The sequence below is a fragment of the Psychrobacter sp. 1Y11 genome, assembly GCF_052259045.1.
Classification (GTDB): Bacteria; Pseudomonadota; Gammaproteobacteria; order Pseudomonadales; family Moraxellaceae; genus Psychrobacter.
The window spans coordinates 1-14091 of record NZ_JBQQER010000005.1; the positions used below are offsets into that span (position 1 = coordinate 1).

16 protein-coding genes and 1 tRNA gene are annotated in these 14091 nt (G+C 43.9%); 7 read left to right on the plus strand and 10 right to left on the minus strand.

Annotation, left to right across the window (positions count from 1 at the left end):
* The coding region (locus ACTXGJ_RS05595; protein ID WP_443565316.1) for an integrase core domain-containing protein at positions 1 to 230 on the plus strand (230 nt) is incomplete at its 5' end.
* A gap of 2 nt (positions 231 to 232) precedes the next feature.
* Here the strand turns inward: ACTXGJ_RS05595 and cas1f are convergent.
* Positions 233 to 1144, minus strand: coding sequence for a type I-F CRISPR-associated endonuclease Cas1f (gene cas1f, locus ACTXGJ_RS05600; protein WP_443565317.1), 912 nt, complete (start codon positions 1142 to 1144; stop codon positions 233 to 235).
* 231 nt (positions 1145 to 1375) lie between these two features.
* On the opposite strand from cas1f, the gene ACTXGJ_RS05605 reads away from it, so the two are divergent.
* A complete protein-coding gene (locus tag ACTXGJ_RS05605) occupies positions 1376 to 1513 on the plus strand; it encodes a helix-turn-helix domain-containing protein (protein ID WP_443565318.1) in 138 nt (45 codons plus the stop codon).
* Between the two features lie 219 nt (positions 1514 to 1732).
* On the opposite strand, the gene ACTXGJ_RS05610 is transcribed toward ACTXGJ_RS05605, so the two are convergent.
* The 7 genes from ACTXGJ_RS05610 to ACTXGJ_RS05640 all read right to left on the minus strand — a co-directional run bounded on the left by ACTXGJ_RS05610 (position 1733) and on the right by ACTXGJ_RS05640 (position 6150).
* Positions 1733 to 1809: transfer RNA gene (locus tag ACTXGJ_RS05610), tRNA-Val, on the minus strand.
* Between the two features lie 136 nt (positions 1810 to 1945).
* Positions 1946 to 2608 (minus strand): class I SAM-dependent methyltransferase, encoded by a 663-nt coding sequence (locus ACTXGJ_RS05615; protein ID WP_443565319.1) that lies wholly within the window; start codon positions 2606 to 2608, stop codon positions 1946 to 1948.
* A gap of 453 nt (positions 2609 to 3061) precedes the next feature.
* A complete protein-coding gene (locus ACTXGJ_RS05620; protein WP_439244395.1) occupies positions 3062 to 3694 on the minus strand; it encodes a hypothetical protein in 633 nt (210 codons plus the stop codon).
* 70 nt (positions 3695 to 3764) lie between these two features.
* Positions 3765 to 4391, minus strand: a complete 627-nt coding sequence (locus ACTXGJ_RS05625; RefSeq protein ID WP_443565320.1) for a hypothetical protein — start codon at positions 4389 to 4391, stop codon at positions 3765 to 3767.
* Positions 4392 to 4454: 63 nt separating this feature from the next.
* Positions 4455 to 5204 carry a PhnD/SsuA/transferrin family substrate-binding protein gene (locus ACTXGJ_RS05630; RefSeq protein ID WP_443565321.1) on the minus strand — a complete coding sequence of 250 codons (750 nt, stop codon included), beginning with the start codon at positions 5202 to 5204 and terminating at the stop codon, positions 4455 to 4457.
* Between the two features lie 3 nt (positions 5205 to 5207).
* Positions 5208 to 5702, minus strand: a complete 495-nt coding sequence (locus ACTXGJ_RS05635) for a PAS domain-containing protein (protein WP_443565322.1) — start codon at positions 5700 to 5702, stop codon at positions 5208 to 5210.
* Positions 5703 to 5787: 85 nt separating this feature from the next.
* Positions 5788 to 6150, minus strand: a complete 363-nt coding sequence (locus tag ACTXGJ_RS05640) for a roadblock/LC7 domain-containing protein (RefSeq protein ID WP_010201036.1) — start codon at positions 6148 to 6150, stop codon at positions 5788 to 5790.
* 792 nt (positions 6151 to 6942) lie between these two features.
* Here ACTXGJ_RS05640 and gdhA point away from each other — a divergent pair.
* Positions 6943 to 8289 carry an NADP-specific glutamate dehydrogenase gene (gdhA, locus tag ACTXGJ_RS05645; protein ID WP_439244389.1) on the plus strand — a complete coding sequence of 449 codons (1347 nt, stop codon included), beginning with the start codon at positions 6943 to 6945 and terminating at the stop codon, positions 8287 to 8289.
* Between the two features lie 273 nt (positions 8290 to 8562).
* On the opposite strand, the gene ACTXGJ_RS05650 is transcribed toward gdhA, so the two are convergent.
* Positions 8563 to 9417 (minus strand): hypothetical protein, encoded by an 855-nt coding sequence (locus ACTXGJ_RS05650; protein ID WP_443565323.1) that lies wholly within the window; start codon positions 9415 to 9417, stop codon positions 8563 to 8565.
* Between the two features lie 285 nt (positions 9418 to 9702).
* On the opposite strand from ACTXGJ_RS05650, the gene ACTXGJ_RS05655 reads away from it, so the two are divergent.
* From ACTXGJ_RS05655 to ACTXGJ_RS05670, 4 genes are all read left to right on the plus strand, one after another.
* Positions 9703 to 10305, plus strand: a complete 603-nt coding sequence (locus ACTXGJ_RS05655; protein ID WP_443565325.1) for a PepSY domain-containing protein — start codon at positions 9703 to 9705, stop codon at positions 10303 to 10305.
* A 297-nt stretch (positions 10306 to 10602) separates the two neighbouring features.
* Positions 10603 to 11436 carry an amino acid ABC transporter substrate-binding protein gene (locus ACTXGJ_RS05660; RefSeq protein WP_439244385.1) on the plus strand — a complete coding sequence of 278 codons (834 nt, stop codon included), beginning with the start codon at positions 10603 to 10605 and terminating at the stop codon, positions 11434 to 11436.
* Positions 11436 to 12173 (plus strand): amino acid ABC transporter permease, encoded by a 738-nt coding sequence (locus ACTXGJ_RS05665; protein WP_443565326.1) that lies wholly within the window; start codon positions 11436 to 11438, stop codon positions 12171 to 12173. The genes ACTXGJ_RS05660 and ACTXGJ_RS05665 overlap by 1 nt, the downstream gene beginning before the upstream one ends.
* A gap of 48 nt (positions 12174 to 12221) precedes the next feature.
* Positions 12222 to 12965: an amino acid ABC transporter ATP-binding protein gene (locus tag ACTXGJ_RS05670; RefSeq protein WP_443565327.1), complete on the plus strand. Its 744-nt coding sequence runs from the start codon at positions 12222 to 12224 to the stop codon at positions 12963 to 12965.
* A 122-nt stretch (positions 12966 to 13087) separates the two neighbouring features.
* On the opposite strand, the gene ACTXGJ_RS05675 is transcribed toward ACTXGJ_RS05670, so the two are convergent.
* A complete protein-coding gene (locus tag ACTXGJ_RS05675) occupies positions 13088 to 14050 on the minus strand; it encodes a DMT family transporter (protein ID WP_439242793.1) in 963 nt (320 codons plus the stop codon).
* Between the last annotated feature and the right edge of the window lie 41 nt (positions 14051 to 14091).

Consider the following 14091-nt stretch of genomic DNA (forward strand, 5'->3'; position numbering starts at 1 on the left):
GCAAAGGAAACTGTTGGGACAACGCACCAACTGAGCGCTTCTTTAGAAGCTTTAAGAGTGAGTGGATGCCCAAGGGTGGGTATGAGAATATCGCTGAAGCATCAAGAGCCATTAGTGATTATATCTGGGGCTACTATCAATCCGTGAGACCGCACAGCTTCAACAATTATTTAACACCGTTAGAGACAGAGAAACGTTACTTTAACAAAAACCTCTTATCAGCTGTCTAAAATTAGTTGACCACTACAAACTCTTGCTCACTCATATTTTCGCTAGCACAAATAAAGGCGAGGGGTAGCACGAGGGCATCTTTGATAATATCGGCAATATCAAATACCAATGCGCCGCGTCTTGTTTTGCCATGCATGACTGCAAAGCCATGCGGAATACCCAGTGTCCAAGCCGTCGTAGCGCCTAGACCATAAGCGAGATAATTTCCATGATTAAGAAAACCATTGGCCTTATCGATACCATCATGCTCGCGGGTAAAGCCGTCATAGCCGGTATTTTTTGCCGCGAGTTTATATAAGTTTTTGGTCAGGCGTGCCTCTAACTGCAATAAATGCATGACCTCCATTTGCTTATCAATTTGGCGAATATTGTTCGCGATTAAGGATTTGATATCATCACGATTGCTATCAAATCCTTGACGTTTAAGATCGACATCTTTACTCCAAATCGCTTGTAAGTAAGCCAAACGCGCATGTTGTAGCATTTTAGCGGCAGCGAGGCGCTTGTCGTCATCCCACCACCAACTGAGCCAACCTTGCACGTACTCAGTCGGTCGATACTCGCTTTGCGGCGTCAGCCACTCGACATAGACTTCACGCTCGGCAGCCATAAACAAGGGCGATCCGCCACCACCGCTAAAGCCTACTAATACGCCTGCTTGCGAGAGCAGACGCATCGCAGCTTGGGTGATGGAGGTGCCCGTACCGAGCAAAATAGAAGTGGTATTAGCGATAGGAATGTTGTAGTAGAGATTGGCTTTATCATCTTCAGTCAGATACAGCACGCGCCCATCTTTTTGCATGACGCGGCAGTGTGAGAGATAGTAGATATTGGCACGTTTGGAGTGCAAAATGGTTTTTAGATCGGAGGAGGCGAAACTATTATCGGTATAAGGATTGCTAGGTTTTGCCATAATAGTTCCGTCTGACAAGAAAAGTATGTCATCAACTTTAGCGGAACTTTGTTCGTAAAACAATTAATAATATATTTAAAACGACAGTAGATGTCGCTAGTTAATTGAATGCGAAACCAGATAACCTAAGTTATCTGGTAATTAGTTATACTTATTAGTCTATCTACTTACAGTAATCTGACCACCAAAAAAGCTGATACACCCATCGCAAAACCAAGCGCCCAAACAACTTTGCATAAGATATATAATGATCAGTCATCAAGAATTGATTTCGACACTATAGATAAACTTTGTGAATACTTAGAAGTAGGGGTAGGAGATATTTTTGAATATGTAGAAGAAAATAAAGCAGAAAGCTTTATGGAATAGATCTTTATTCAAAATTTAGAGTAGAGGTCAAAAAAAGAGATTTAATTCTAATAGCCTTTGAGCTCTAGTCACGTTTTGGTCACCATCAATTTTTTGATCATTTTAATAAAGGGCTCAACAAGAGTAATAATCGAGATTCCAAATGTTATATTTTCGCCACAGCCCTTATATCTCAGACATAAAAAAAGCCCCAATCAAAAAGATTGGGGCTTTCGAATCTGGTAGGCGTAACTAGATTCGAACTAGCGACCTCTACCATGTCAAGGTAGCGCTCTAACCAACTGAGCTATACGCCTATTTAGGTTGAGCATTTTAGCAAGTTTTTCAGACTTTGCAAGCTTTTATTACAATAATTGCAGGATATTTAGATAAATACTTTTTTCGCTAGTTTCCCAAGGGTATATTTGCGTTATAGCAAAGTAATCAGACCACTTACTGACGCAAAAAAGTCAATAAGTGTCCCTTAAAAGGCTGTTCTAAATAGATCGTATCTATAGGTTTTTGCTGTTGACTGCTAAACCCTTGTTCTTCCATCTTAGCGATGATTTTGTTTTTCCGGCCTCGTCCCGGATCGACAATGATGACCTCGCAATTCGGCTTGGAATGTCTTCCAATAAAGCCCGCCAGTAGCGCTACGTGTGGATCTTCATAGAGCAAGTCGCTACCGATGATCGTATCGAATAGACCCAAGTCACCTTTATGCTCCGACCACTCTAAACGCTCAAAGGTTACGCGCTTGTCGCCATTGAGTTCAGCGTTTTTGTCTAAGAAATACTGCACTGCTGGATGATAATCTGTCGCCGTAATATCTGCTTGCCGATGATTGAGTAGTAAGCTTGAGAGTGCCATACCGCAGCCGACTTCCAAGATGCGTTTGCCTGCTATATCGTACTCTAGCATATGATGAGCCAGTACTAAGCTTGATGGCCACAGCACCCCAAAGATTGGCCAAGAGGCCGAGCAAATACCCAAAGCCGCTGCTATACCGTCCGGATCGCTATATTCCTGATTGTCACGCAAGGTGCAGACATGAATATCCATATCGCCAAACTCAAGCGTCTGATAACGTAAGCGCACATCCATAGGGGTAGTCATAGCGTATCCTAAACAGAGGGTAAGTGGGCATAGGTGAGCAAAGGGAGGTTTTTTAACAAGCTGTAAAAGTAGGTTGTATTGCACTATGCCTAGTGATCAAACTCAAAGTGGTGAATGAGTTAGGATAAAAACTTAAATAGAACCGTTAATACAAAACACTTTTAATAATGGTAAAGGAGCAGGGTAGGAGTGATATTTATAAAAAACTGTAGCTTTACTTGCTAATAAGCAAGCGATGTCAGGACAGTATGCCCTATTATGCGCCAAGTTGTCGCTATTTATTGGCCTAAGTTTTTATAAACAAACAATTTTTTAAAAAGGCTGCTGGGAAGTAAGGATGAGATAGGGTTTTAGACACTAAAACAAAAAGCCTTGTACCTCTCTACTCAAGGATAGAAAGGCGCAAGGCTTTTATAGCAAGTGTGGCAAATATAGCAAAGACGTTAGCTGGCTTTAAGCTTCCGTCGTTTCAAACTTTAGCCCTGAGGTTTTGATACCCCAAATCAGCTCAACAAAGGCACGATTATTGGTTAAAGGCTCGCCATCGATGATGACAGCATAACCATCATTATCAATCCACAAAAACACAAAGCTTGTCTCAGGAATGAGCAGATCTACTTGCTGAAAAAACGAGATAGCACGGCTATTAAGCGACCAGCCGCGCTGCTGCTGCCTGAGCATAAACCCTGAAAAATCTGCCGCGGCTACACTTAGCATATCCGCTTCTTCTTGACTATAACCAATCCGCGCTAGACAAAAGCCTTCATCTGAGGCGATAGCGGCACGGCGTTTACCAGATAAGCTGGCGACGACATAAGGCAAAAACTGATCAAGCGGTAGGTTAGGCGCCGGTAAAAAGGTTGAAAGCTTTTCAATAAAACCTTGCTCAACGAAGCCCTCAAGCCACAGCTCAGGAAACGCTTCGAGCCAGTCGGCAACGAGCATAGTCTCACGGTGTGATAACAGCGCTTGTAGGGCAAGTTGCATCGCAGTAGGCTTAGGTTGTGAAAAGGCTTCAAAGACGCCTGCCGGGGTCAAAGTGATATAGGTTTTTTCGGCATGAGCAAAACTGGACATACTAGACATAAAGATAACCTTATTAATAGTGCTAACCTAGTAGCTAAATGAGAAAGTAAGATAAGGGCTAAGTCAGCAGCTAGGCTTCTGATGCTACTTGGGTTTGCTCTAAGTGCTCTTGACAGCTTTGCCAGCGCTGATCGAACTGCCAGTCACTCTTACCTAAACGAAACCAGACGATAGAGAAGGCGAGACGATCATTACAAGCTAAGCAATGCGCGAAGAACTCGTTTTCTATCTGCTCAATAGTGCTCCAATTCTCCTCATCGCGCGCGCTCATCAACTCAATAGTGATGTTCTTAGCGATCTCTTTCGCGTCGTCGCTACTAATACGCAAGCGGTGCGTATCGACGTTGAGTGAAGGAGTAATCAGTACGCTCCAGCGCGTTGCAAACTCGCTACTATGCCTAATATAATCGATCTTATTGATACAGTTGCGAAACGCTCGCTCTATTTGCGGATGCAAGCGGTTCTGGATACGGATAAATATATCCTCAACATCATAAGGAATGTCGTACCAACAGCCATAAAAAAAGTCAGCGACAGCGCCTTGTAGCGGCTCTTTTTCTTTGAGGAGCAAGGCGGCGTTGATCCGCTGCTCATGGTAATAGCGATTATTAGGCGCAGAAAATATCTTACGCGAATAAAAGCGAAAATCATGACGAGCAGTCGCTTCTTGCATCGGGGTGGTGGTGAGGTCACTCATAGCCATATCCTAAGCAGTAATCAAAAGTATGAATATCAACAAGGCAAAAGTGCAAAAACTAAACTAATCAAGCAAGGTTTCCATCAGATCTATCATAAACTCGCCGTCTTCTTCACTCATCGCCTCAAACCCTTGCGCCATACCGAGCTCCGTCAGCACCTCTTTGCCATCCTCATCCTTATGTAAGTTTAAGATAGCATCCATCAGTATTTGGCTATCAGCAAAGCCTTCCTTGATGAGCAGCACATGACTGATATCCGCCAAGTCGCTCTCGATCAGCACCGAGAGTTGAGCTTTAGTGAGACGTGAGAAGCTATGAAAGATCTCGGCCAAAAAGAATCCTACTTGCGCCTCGCCTTTGATGACTTTACGCGCCGCTGCTTGATAAGTCTCAGTAATATCCCAGTTGAGATCAGGCTCCATAATATCGACCGCTTCGAGCAAACGTAGGCCAATCAGTTTGACATCGCGATTATCAGCCATCGCGACTGCCATACCCGCAGTAACTTGCTCTAGACTGCTAATCTCACCATTACTCGCTGCGGCAATGACCATCTCGTCTGATTTGCCGACTGGACGCGCAGCAGCGCGGTAGCCGTGCTCACGAATGAGGGTAGCGGCATCGAAGGGATTGGCATAAATGACCTGGATGTCGCCTTGAGCGATGAGATCTTCTTGCTCGGCATGAGCCGCTGGCATATTGAGATGCATATTGATGTTGGCACGTTTTTGGATCAAAGTGTTGAGCATATGCCAGCCTGCAAAACGCTCAGGTGAAAAATCAGGGGCGATTAACATATTGTGTGTCGTCATGATTTAACCTTCCTCATCTTGTTTCATTTGTGCATATTGCGTAGTGGCGGCTTCGATTTTGCTACGTGATGGTTTACGGCGCACTGAGGTATAGCCGACGGTCTCACCGCGGCGAACATTCGGTACAACGGTGGCATAGACCCAATAATGGCTACCATCTTTACATAAGTTTTTCACATAGCCATGCCATTTTTGCCCTGCCTCAGCGGTACTCCATAGATCTTTGTAGGCCGCTTTTGGCATATCAGGGTGACGCAAAATATAATGCGGTTTACCGATTAACTCGTCGATATCATAACCACTGATCTCAACAAAAGCATCGTTGACGTGGGTAATATGACCCGCCAAATCGGTACGTGAGACGATAAGCTTGCCATCCGGATAAGGGCGTTCAATCCCAGTATCATAGATGACGCGCGATGATCCGTCGTGATAAGTCATGGTGATGGGTTCAGCAGTAGTATCTGGCTTATTGGCATCTGGTAGGGAAGCACCCATAGCAATCTCCTTTATTTAGCCTAATCATAGTTATGTCGTAATTATTGTGGCAGGTACTGAAATTGATAAATACTAAAGTTAACCGTTAGATCAGTTTGGCTAGCGCTTCTGAGGCACGCTTGATGTCCAAAAATATCAGGCCAAGCTTAGCATTGGGTTTTGCCATAATCGTTAATACCGCCTCGTCACCGGAGGAAGTCATAATGACATAGCCTTTTTCGCCCTGAATCATAATGCGATCGATACTGCCACGGGCAAGCTCACGTCCCGCACGGTCACCTAGCGACAACAGAGCTGCAGACATAGCGCCGACACGGTCTTCGTCAACGCCAGTCGGTAATGCTGAAGCTATCATAAGGCCATCGTTGGAGATTAGCGCTGATGCTTCGACGTCTGCTGATGAGCTATTTAGGTCTTCCAAGATTTGTTGGAATGAATCTGTACGCATAACTTTTTCTCTACAATTGGTAATGAAATAAACGTTAAATAAAAGATAAATAATATCGTAAACTAGACTGAGTATTATAAACCCTTACTATCATTATTGATATAGATCAGTAGCCTGTAAACATTAATATCTGAGGTTTTTTTACCTTTTATCCTCTGTTATAGACCTTTCATAAGCTTATATATACTTTAATTACCAGTAACCTAGCTATAATATTGACAGCTATAATGATAAAAACTAGTATTAGTGGCTGACTATCTAGATGATCTGCAACGATGATTATCGTTTTGCCCCGCATTCTGACGTTATATTGCAAGCTTTGAGATCATTAGTGCTAACTTGGTCATAACGGTGGAGACCCGCTTGTCAGCTGCGCCTTTAACGACATTACTAAGAAATGATGACCGTCAAGATCTAATATAACTCCCCATGATGGCGTTATTTACTAGACTTATACGCCCAATAAATGATATATAGATACGTCACAAACGTGAATTTATCCTTTTAGACATCAAACTGACGCTCAAAACGTCTCCTAAATCGAGCCTTTAGTGGACTCGTTGCAGTGCAGATGAGTTGGCCAAGTTTAGTTATATTTGGAATTCAAATTTGAATATATATCAATACAGAAGCTAGCTAGATAGGCACTGTGTTTAATCCTCTTTTAGTCTAATAATTGCAATCCTACATCGGTATAGGTAGCCCATCGCTGAGAATAGCAGCAGGCGATAGCATCACCCTGCCATACCATTGTCAATTATAGGATCATCATCTCTACTTTAAGGACGCTATATGAGTATCAGTCAAGCCATCAAAAAAGTTGAAGCCCGTTATGCCCATCAACCCGAATTTGTGCAAGCCGTAAAAGAAGTTGCGCTTACTATTGCTCCTTTATATGATGCCCACCCTGAATACGAAAAAAATAAAATATTTGAGCGTTTGGTAGAGCCTGATCGTATTATTGCCTTTCGTATTAACTGGGAGAATGATAAAGGAGAGGTACAAGTTAACCGCGGCTGGCGAGTACAGTTTAGTAATGCGCTAGGCCCATATAAAGGCGGCGTACGCTTTCATCCTACCGTCAACCAATCGGTACTCAAGTTCTTAGGCTTTGAGCAAATCTTTAAAAACGCTTTGACTGGTCTGCCTATTGGCGGCGGTAAAGGCGGTTCCGATTTTGACCCTAAGGGTAAAACTGAAAGTGAGATTCGCCGTTTTTGCTACGCCTTTATGCGCGAGCTCCATCATTACGTCAGTAAAGATATGGATGTCCCCGCCGGCGATATCGGCGTAGGCGGCCGCGAAGTCAGCTACATGTTTGCAATGTATAAGAACTTGACTCATGAATATAGCGGTGTGTTGACCGGTAAAGGTGTGGGTTTTGGTGGTAGCTTGATGCGTACCGAAGCCACAGGTTACGGCGCGGTGTATTTTTTAGAAAACATGCTCAAAGTACAAAACGAGAGTATCGAAGGCAAAAAAGTACTGATAACTGGCGCGGGCAATGTGTCGCTACACGCAGCTGAAAAGGTCTGTATGCTTGGCGGCGTAGCCATCACTGTCTCTGACTCAAAAGGCACGCTGTATGATGAAAAAGGCTTCGATCAAGAAAAGATCGACTGGCTGAAGAAGCAAAAAGATCAAAGCAAGCCTTTGGCTGATTATGTCGATAAGTTCGGCGGTGAGTGGTTTGAAGGCAAAAAGCCTTGGCATATCAAAGGCGATATCGCTATTCCTTCAGCGACGCAAAACGAAGTCGATGAAGACGATGCCAAGATGATGGTCGACAATGGTATCAAGTACGTAGTGGAAGGCGCGAACATGCCACTCACTGCCGAAGCGATCGATCATATCCGTGACCACCGCGTCCATTATGCGCCAGGTAAAGCGGCTAATGCTGGCGGCGTTGCGGTATCAGCGCTTGAGATGTCACAGAACTCTGTACGTCAGTACAAGACCTTTGAGCAAATTGATACGCGCTTAAAAAACATCATGAAAGATATCCATGACTGCGCCGCTTCTGCCTCTGATAAATATAATCAGACCGATAATGGCTACATCGACTATATGGCCGGCTCAAACATCGTTGGCTTTAAGCGCGTCGCCGATGCGTTATGTGCGTATGGCATCTTGAACTAATAGTCGTTTAGAGTAAGCCTGTTATCTACGGGCTTGCTTAGATAGGTATATATAGCAAAGTACCGCGTTTGGCTTTTTTATCAGCTGAACGCGGTATTTTTTTGTTTAGAGTTTGGCTGGTCAGTTTTAACTTTAGGTTGTGTCTAGACTAATATGAATGCACGAAAAATTTATTTCAAAAAATGATTAAGCGTCTTTGTAGACAGCGCTCGCTAAGACAACTAATGAGACAAGTGAGCATTTTTTGCAATCTCTCAATTCTAAACTTTAACCCTAATACTGACGAATAACCTCCACCCCGATAGGCGGCGCTGCCAGCTCTTGACGCTCGAAAGCCCAATTGTGACCTTCCCAAAAGTGCGCTGTCTTATCGTCATCATTAAAGCCAAGCAGCAATATCTCTAAAGGCGCAATCCTCTTCTGTGGGTTATTTATACTCTGCAAGCGCTGCACTGATTTGCGAGCCGCCAATAGCAATCGATACAGCAAAAAACCAGAGGTTGGTGCAGAAGAATGAATGTCGGCAAAAATCGGATAGTCGGCGACCACAGGATGCTGCTCGGATAATACGCGGCAATGCTCAGCGTTATTAAAAATAACCTTTAAATCATTAGCTATATTCAAGACCCGCTCTTCGCTAATAGGATCATCATTCGGCTTAGGATCATCAGCAGGGGTGGGAAACTGATAACTGATATTACTAACAAAAATCCCCAAAGTAGCCTGCTGCGCCATCTGCTCAATAGCGATCAAATTATTGCTCCTTGGGGGCAGGCCGAAATGCAATCTACTATCGCCAATCTGCCTGAAAAATAACAGTTTGGGTAAGGTTTTGGCAAGTATATGAGTAGCAAAAAAGTCAGCGTGAATGAAATCATTGAACAGCACTAGGATATCGGTAGGCTGAAGTGTTTGCTCTAACGTTTCGATAGTAATCGACGGGTTATTGGCAATAATGACCAAGCGATTTTGGCTCAAAAGTGCCTTTTGTATCGTTGCAGGCAAGCTTTCATATGCCAACATCGAGATGTCTGCATTATCGCTATCATTTAGGTGCAGCTTAGAGTTGTTATTATTAACGTCATAGCTGACAGGATTATCATAAAATAAGTCTGGTAAGGGGGGCATAACGGACTTGGTTCTTAGAGGTAAAGACATAAAAGGGAGTAGAGGTTCTGATTCAGATTATGCAGATATTTCGCTTGACTGCTTGTCGAACAATCAGTGATAAAAGCCTTAAACGGGTGCGTTATTATAGCATTTACTAGCATGAAGCAGCAGCCAACTGCAGAGCTAATATTTCTCTTAAACCCTAAACAGGAGTGATACATTACGCTACTTTTTTGCTTTGAAACTCTCCTCTAAAAAACGTTATGCTACCAGTAACACCTTAATACTAATAAGGAGAAAGCAATGAAGAAGCATTTCGAAAAGTTTAAAGTCACTAAGTTAGGATCTGGGTTAGGATCTGGGCTAGGATCCGGATTGGCTTTGGCATTAGCGATAGGTGCTGTCAGTACGGTATCTTATGCCGATATCAATGACGAAATACGCGCCGCGCAAGCTACGAAAATAACCCTAAAGCAAGCTGTCGATATTGCTAATAAACAAGCTAAAGGTATCTTAGTGGATGCCGAGTTTGATGACGATGACAGTGACTCTCAAAGTGGTGGTGGGGTTTATGAGCTGGAGTTTAGTGACGGTGCTACTGAGTATGAAATCAAAGTGGATGCTATCACTGGCCAGGTCGTTGAGCTAGATACCGATAGCTTAGATAGTGGCGATGTCGATGATTATAACAGTCAACGCCGCGCAAAAATAAGCGTTATGGGGGTTATTAATGCTATCGAAAAACAAGCTAATAGCCGCGTGCTAGAAGTAGAGTTCAAAAACGACCGTGACTATGCTGATCATCCTAGCTATTTTGAGGTCGATATGCTCAGAGATAATCAAATTATTGAGCTCAAAATAGATGCTGAAACGGGTAGAGAGTTTGCGCGTAAAGTAAAAAAATAATCGACCTTTATTTATAGACCTTAGTATTTTTAAAGAATACTGTCACCTTGCCTCAATCACTAATTGGGGCTTTTTATATATGGCAGACTCAAAAATATAAAGCTTGCTTGCTCCATCATCACTAGCTACTCTTGTAATTTTGCTTTGTGCCTCAACCTTCTGACTTCTGCTCACTATTTTTGTACGTTTTTTTTGCCCAATTCTTACCGAGCCAAGTTAAACTAGTCGTAACCAATCGCAATGACAATAATAACTGTTAATTTGTAACTTATTTAATTTGTAACTTAAGGAAATCCTATGAAACGCCTTGCTTTATTAACTTTAGCTGCTAGCACTGTATTGCTAGCGGCCTGTAGCCAATCTACAACCGACGAAACGGCGAACAATGCCGATAGTAGTTCTGAGGGTGGCTCAGAACTACTACAACGTATCAATAACGGCGGCACTATCAATGTCGGTACCGAAGGCACTTATCCGCCATTTACCTATCATGATCAAAGCGGTAAGCTGACCGGCTATGATGTCGAAGTCACCCGCGCGGTCGCTGACAAACTTGGCGTCGATGTCGAGTTTAAAGAAACTCAGTGGGATGCGATGCTAGCAGGGCTCGACTCTAAGCGTTTCGATATGGTGGCCAACCAAGTGAGCCTTACCACGCCTGAGCGCGAAGCCAAATATGATATTGCGACGCCTTATAGTTGGTCAGGGGCCGTAGTGTTAGCGCAAACTGACGATAACCGCTATAGTGCATGGGAGGCATTAAAAGGGTTGCGTTCGGCACAATCATTAGGTAGTAATTATGGAGAGCTAGCAGATCGTTATGGGGCTGAAATTATCCCAGTCGAGGGTATGGCGCAAGCGATTCAACTGGTCAAACAAGACCGCGCTGACTTTACCATGAATGATAATCTAGCGGTACTCGATTATCTCAAAAAATTCCCAGATAGTGGCCTTGAGATCAAGCTTGTCGCGCCTGCAAGCGAGCTACGCGGCTCAGGGCTCATTTTGCTCAAAGGCAATGAGCAAGTGGTCGATAAGCTAGATGAGGCAATGAGCGCTTTACAAGCAGATGGCACCTTGACTAAGCTTAGCGAAGAGTTCTTTGGCGCTGATATAAGCCAACAAAAATAATGCTAGCTTCTATAACGTCGGTGTTAGCTGATTTATTGGCATTATTGCCGTTTATGAGCCCTGATCGGGCGCAAATCGTTATCAATTCATTTTGGCCAATGCTCAAAGGCGGTATCTATTATTCGATACCGCTGGCGTTGATATCGTTTGCCATCGGTATGGGTATTGCGCTTATAGTGGCGCTGATTCGTATCGTACCGCGTGCTGGCTGGTTCCATGAGGTGATTTATCGTTTTGCGCGTATTTATGTGTCGGCCATTCGTGGTACACCGATGCTTGTGCAGCTATTTATTATCTTTTATGGTCTGCCGAGTGTGGGTGTCAAGCTCGACCCCTTTCCCTCAGCGATTATTGCGTTTTCCTTAAATATCGGCGCTTATGCTTCAGAAACCGTGCGCGCCTCTATTTTATCGATTCCAAAAGGCCAGTGGGAAGCGGGCTCGACAGTAGGCTTAACGTATTTGCAGACCTTTCGTCATGTGATTTTGCCGCAAGCATTACGGGTGTCGGTACCGCCGTTGTCCAATACTTTTATTAGTTTAGTAAAAGACACGTCATTAGCGTCATTAGTACTGGTCACAGAGCTATTTAAACAAGCGCAGATCATCACCGCGCGTAATTATGAGTTTATGCTGGTATATACCGAAGCGGCGTTTATCTATTGGGGGATTTGTCTGTTTTTGACCTTTATCCAAGGCAAGCTTGAGACGCGCCTCGATCGCTATGTAGCAAAATAACTTGGACAGCCAAATGCCAGTTTTTCTATTTATAAACGGAACGTCTTTATGATTCAAATCACTAATATTCACAAGGCCTTTGGTACTAATCAAGTGTTAAAAGGCATCGATTTGACCATTCATAAAGGTAAGGTCGTGGTGATTTTAGGACCATCAGGGTCAGGAAAAACTACCTTTTTGCGCTGTATCAATGCGTTAGAGATTCCAGATCAAGGAGTCATCGCTTTTGATGATGAGAGCTTGACGGTAGATTTCAGTGCTAAGCCAAATAAGAAAAAGCTATTAGCCCTGCAGCGCAAATCTGGTATGGTGTTTCAGTCTTATAATCTATTTCCGCATAAGACTGCACTACAGAACTTGATGTTAGGGCCGACAGTAGTGCAAGGGACTTCTAAGGCAGACGCGCAAACCCAAGCTTTAGCTTTGCTCAAAAAGGTGGGGCTAGCGGACAAAGCGGATCTCTATCCGTTTCAGTTATCGGGTGGTCAGCAGCAGCGCATTGGCATTGCCCGCGCTTTAGCAATTGAGCCGTCGTTATTATTGTTTGATGAACCGACCTCAGCACTCGATCCTGAGCTAGTACAAGATGTCCTTGAGACTATGAAACAGCTAGCAAGCGAAGGCTGGACGATGGTAGTGGTCACTCATGAGATTAATTTTGCTCGCGATGTCGCTGATCATGTGGTGTTAATTGAAGATGGTTATGTGGTTGAGGAGGGCAGCGCTAAGCAGATGTTTGAGCTATCGACCCATCCGCGCACGCAAGCGTTTTTGCAGCGTATTGAGCAGTAATAGATTTACAGTCATTCAAATCATCTATCAAATCTCTATAGCACCAGCCTTAAATTTTAAGCAAAATAAAGCCCCAACTGTGGTGTCATGGTTGGGGCTTTTTTGATAACGATTAATAAATACTAGACTTTTTGCCGTCTTTTCAACCACCGTGGCACTCGAGTAGTCGTGCCGTTTAACAGGGCATTAAAAAGGGCGGCGAGTAAAATTAGCAATACGCCTAGATACTGAATAATCGTTAGCGACTGGTTTAATAATAAAATAGCTAGAGCAATAGCAGTCAACGGCTCAAAGATGGTAAATACCGAAGCGCGCGAAGCGGGAAGTTTTTCTAGCGCTTTCATATATAGCGCGAAAGGCACGACGGTACCGATCAGTGCTAGCCCTAAAGCATAGCCCCAAGTCAGTATCGGTAAACTCAATAACTTGCTATAAGTCTGATAAGTCTCAGGTATTAATAACAGCACGCTGGCGCTAATAACAATGGAGGTAAAAAACACTAAAGGCGCAGGGTGCGCGTAGTGCATAGCGCGTTTACCAAGCACGCCATATAATGAGTAACACACCCCTGCTAGTAGTCCTAATACAATACCCCAATTGACTTGCGCGCCATCTCCAGCCATCGTCAAGCCTACGCCAAATACGGCGACTAAAGCGAGCAATGCTGACTGACGAGTGATAGACTCATTAAGGAAAATCGCGGCAAACAATAAGCTAAATACTGGCGCGGTATATAGCAGTGCGACTGCTGCCCCAGCACCCACATAGATGACCGCAAAAAAGTAACATAGCGACATACCCAGTACGCCAATTAGCGATTGCAGTGCCAAGCCGCCCCATTGTTTCGGGCTGAGATTGAGCAGCTGCGCGTATAGCTTGGGTAGCATGACAAGGATGATTAAAGCCGCAGTCACGATTCGCAAAATAGTAATCTGCCAACCACTAAAGCCTAGCTGATTAAGATAAGTCGAAAATATCCCAAGCGTGCCCCAACAGACAGCAGCGGTGATAATTTGAATAGTCCCTAACCACTGACCTGATCCTTGTATCCGCCCTTGCTTGGCTAACAGACTACTTTGGGTCATGGTGTTTTCACTCCTAAAATATAGCGTCGAGAGTTTATAGT

Coding starts and splice junctions, on each gene's coding strand:
- ACTXGJ_RS05640 (WP_010201036.1), bottom strand. CDS start 6,150: ATGCGTACAGATTCATTCCAACAAATCTTGGAAGACCTAAATAGCTCA.
- cas1f (WP_443565317.1), bottom strand. CDS start 1,144: ATGGCAAAACCTAGCAATCCTTATACCGATAATAGTTTCGCCTCCTCC.
- ACTXGJ_RS05615 (WP_443565319.1), bottom strand. CDS start 2,608: ATGACTACCCCTATGGATGTGCGCTTACGTTATCAGACGCTTGAGTTT.
- ACTXGJ_RS05625 (WP_443565320.1), bottom strand. CDS start 4,391: ATGAGTGACCTCACCACCACCCCGATGCAAGAAGCGACTGCTCGTCAT.
- ACTXGJ_RS05665 (WP_443565326.1), top strand. CDS start 11,436: ATGCTAGCTTCTATAACGTCGGTGTTAGCTGATTTATTGGCATTATTG.
- ACTXGJ_RS05670 (WP_443565327.1), top strand. CDS start 12,222: ATGATTCAAATCACTAATATTCACAAGGCCTTTGGTACTAATCAAGTG.
- ACTXGJ_RS05650 (WP_443565323.1), bottom strand. CDS start 9,417: ATGCCCCCCTTACCAGACTTATTTTATGATAATCCTGTCAGCTATGAC.
- ACTXGJ_RS05675 (WP_439242793.1), bottom strand. CDS start 14,050: ATGACCCAAAGTAGTCTGTTAGCCAAGCAAGGGCGGATACAAGGATCA.
- ACTXGJ_RS05630 (WP_443565321.1), bottom strand. CDS start 5,204: ATGACGACACACAATATGTTAATCGCCCCTGATTTTTCACCTGAGCGT.
- ACTXGJ_RS05620 (WP_439244395.1), bottom strand. CDS start 3,694: ATGTCTAGTATGTCCAGTTTTGCTCATGCCGAAAAAACCTATATCACT.
- ACTXGJ_RS05655 (WP_443565325.1), top strand. CDS start 9,703: ATGAAGAAGCATTTCGAAAAGTTTAAAGTCACTAAGTTAGGATCTGGG.
- gdhA (WP_439244389.1), top strand. CDS start 6,943: ATGAGTATCAGTCAAGCCATCAAAAAAGTTGAAGCCCGTTATGCCCAT.
- ACTXGJ_RS05660 (WP_439244385.1), top strand. CDS start 10,603: ATGAAACGCCTTGCTTTATTAACTTTAGCTGCTAGCACTGTATTGCTA.
- ACTXGJ_RS05635 (WP_443565322.1), bottom strand. CDS start 5,702: ATGGGTGCTTCCCTACCAGATGCCAATAAGCCAGATACTACTGCTGAA.